General features: G+C 70.5%; 3 protein-coding genes. 1 reads left to right on the top strand and 2 read right to left on the bottom strand.

What is annotated here, in order from left to right; genetic code table 11:
* Both Q0112_RS15175 and Q0112_RS15170 read right to left on the bottom strand, forming a co-directional pair.
* A partial coding sequence (locus Q0112_RS15175; RefSeq protein ID WP_297976724.1) for a hypothetical protein occupies nucleotides 1-538 on the bottom strand: 538 nt, incomplete at its 3' end.
* Between the two features lie 196 nt (nucleotides 539-734).
* Nucleotides 735-1,361 (bottom strand): sugar transferase, encoded by a 627-nt coding sequence (locus tag Q0112_RS15170; protein WP_297976722.1) that lies wholly within the window; start codon nucleotides 1,359-1,361, stop codon nucleotides 735-737.
* 415 nt (nucleotides 1,362-1,776) lie between these two features.
* Here Q0112_RS15170 and Q0112_RS15165 point away from each other — a divergent pair, with 415 nt between their 5' ends.
* Entirely contained in the window at nucleotides 1,777-2,325 is a 549-nt protein-coding gene (locus tag Q0112_RS15165) for a hypothetical protein (protein ID WP_297976720.1), read from the top strand.
* The last annotated feature ends 48 nt before the right edge of the window (nucleotides 2,326-2,373 follow it).

Here is a 2,373-nt window from a genome sequence, read left to right as displayed (position 1 = left end):
CGGCGGCGCGAAGCGCGGCGAGGTGGGTGTCGATCCACTGCTGCAGCGTGCAGCCCGGCGTCGCGAAGAGGTCGGTGCGGGCGTCGTGGACGACCCGGCCGAGCAGCGCCCAGACCGTGAGGTTGAGCGGCGAGTAGCGGTGCAGGACGTAGCCGCTGTCGAAGGGGGCGGTTCCCTGCCTGCCGTCGGCGAAGCGGCTGTCGCCGGCCCCGAAAAGACGGACCGGCCCCGGCGCCCAGCCGGAGCCGGCGAGGGGAGCGATCTCGGTCAGCGCGGCGAGGCTGCGCCGGTGCCCGCCGGCGCCGCCGAGCCGGGTGGCGATGGCGTTGAGCGCCGCGATCTCCAGGCGGTGTCCCGCCTCGGCGCCGAGCAGGCCGCAGATCTCGTTGAGCGCGGGCACGTTGCGGGTGTGGCGGCCGGCGCCGCCGAGCAGGCGCGACCATTCGTTGAGGGCGCGGACCCCGCGCCGGTGGCCTCCGCCTCCCCCGTTCGCGCGGCAGATGGCGTCGAGTGCCTGGAGCTTGAAGGTATAGGCCATGCGGGATCTCCGGGGTGCGTGTCGCCGACGGCGCGGGTTCGGCGCGGGTGTGGGGCGGCCGGGGGGCGGCCGCTCTGCGCCGGCACCATACGCGCGTTCCGGAGGGTGTTGCCGCCCGGGGCGCGCGAGCGCGCGCTCCGCCGCCCGGCGGCACGGGCGGCGGCGGTTCAGGGCACGCCTGTCCCGGGAAAGGGCCTCAGTAGGCGCCCCGGCCGCTCAGGAGGGCGCCGGGGGTCCGCAGCAGGATGCGGAGATCCCGGCCGAGGCTCGGGTTCTGCGCATACTCCACGTCGAGGCGGACGCGCCGGGCATAGCCGGTGTCGCTCCGGCCGTCGACCTGCCACGGGCCGGTGAGCCCGGGGCGGACGGCGAGATACCAGTGGCCTTGCTCGGCGTAGTAGGCGAGCTCCTCGCGCGCAATCGGGCGGGGGCCGACGAGGCTCATCTCGCCCTTCAGCACGTTCCAGAGCTGCGGCAGCTCGTCGAGGCTGGTCCGGCGCAGGAAGCGGCCGACCCGCCCGAGGATGCGCGGGTCGTCGCGCAGCTTGCGGGTCGCCTGCCATTCGGCGCGCGCCGCCGGGGAGCGGGCGAGATGGCGCTCGAGCACGAGGTCCGCGTCGCGCACCATGGTGCGGAACTTGAGGCAGTCGAAGGAGGTTCCGCCCCGGCCGACGCGCCGGTCGCGGTAGATGACCGCGCCGCCGTGGCGCAGACGGATCGCCAGGACGATCGGCAGCAGGAGGAAGGCGGCGACGACGAGGCCGAGCGTTGCCAGGAAGAGATCGAGGCCACGCTTGGCGGCGGCGTGCGCCAGCGCGGGCACCTGCCCGCCGGAAGCGCTCCGGCCCAGGACACCTGCAGCTCGGCTCATCTCCACCTGCCCTCGTCACTCCCACGCACGGAACCGTCTCCAACCTGCCGATCCGATAGCGGCTGACCGGAATATGCACTCTATTATTAACAAATATCATGTCGATTATCAAATATATAAAGATCATCACAAGCTAATCATTACGGCAATGATTCAAAAATTTTGCTAAAATACATTCGCACACGGAGCCTGGAAGGAAGCAGTCCTGGGCACGCCGGACATGGCTTCGGGACAAGCATGATCGCCCCGGTGTGCGCGGCTTGCCCTCGGTGAGTGCCCCGTGTCACATGGACCGCGGTGGGACGGAAACGATGACGCGGTGTTGGACGATGAAGTATGTTGCGAAGCTCGGCGCGGGCCCGACGGCATGACGGGGAACTGGCAGGCCGACCCGTTGAGCTGGGGCCGGGGTCAGCGCCGGTTCGAGGTGTTCCTCGAGCCGACCTGCCCCTATTCGGCGCGGGCGTTCGGCAAGCTCTGGGATTTCCTCGCACTGGTCGGCGAGGAGCGGGTGACGCTGCACGTCCGGCTGCTCTCGCAGCCCTGGCATCTCTTCTCCGGCGTGGTGACGCGGGGGATCCTCGCGGCCTCGACGACGCCCGGCGGCAAGGAGGCGGCGCGCGCGGTGATGCGCGCGGTCTACGATCACCGGGAGGAGTTCGAGTTCGAGGACCACTGCTGCGGCCCGAACCTAGACGCGACGCCGAACCAGATCATCGAGCGGATGGAGGACTACAGCGGGCTGCCGTTCGCGGAGGCCTTCGCGCTCCCCGGCCTCGAGCGGGCGACGATCTTGCACTGCAAGTATGCCCGGCAGAACGGCATCCACGTCTCGCCCACCTTCATGATCGACGGGATCGTGGCGCCGGGCCTCGGCAGCGGCGACAGCATCGAGGACTGGGCGGCGAAGCTCTAGCAGGCTGCTGAAGAAGTGTGGCGGACCGCTTTGAGGATGGCATCATCG

Source organism: uncultured Amaricoccus sp. (assembly GCF_937858865.1).
Classification (GTDB): Bacteria; Pseudomonadota; Alphaproteobacteria; order Rhodobacterales; family Rhodobacteraceae; genus Amaricoccus.
Note: the sequence above shows the minus strand (reverse complement) of the source record. Positions and strands in the feature narration are given on the sequence as shown.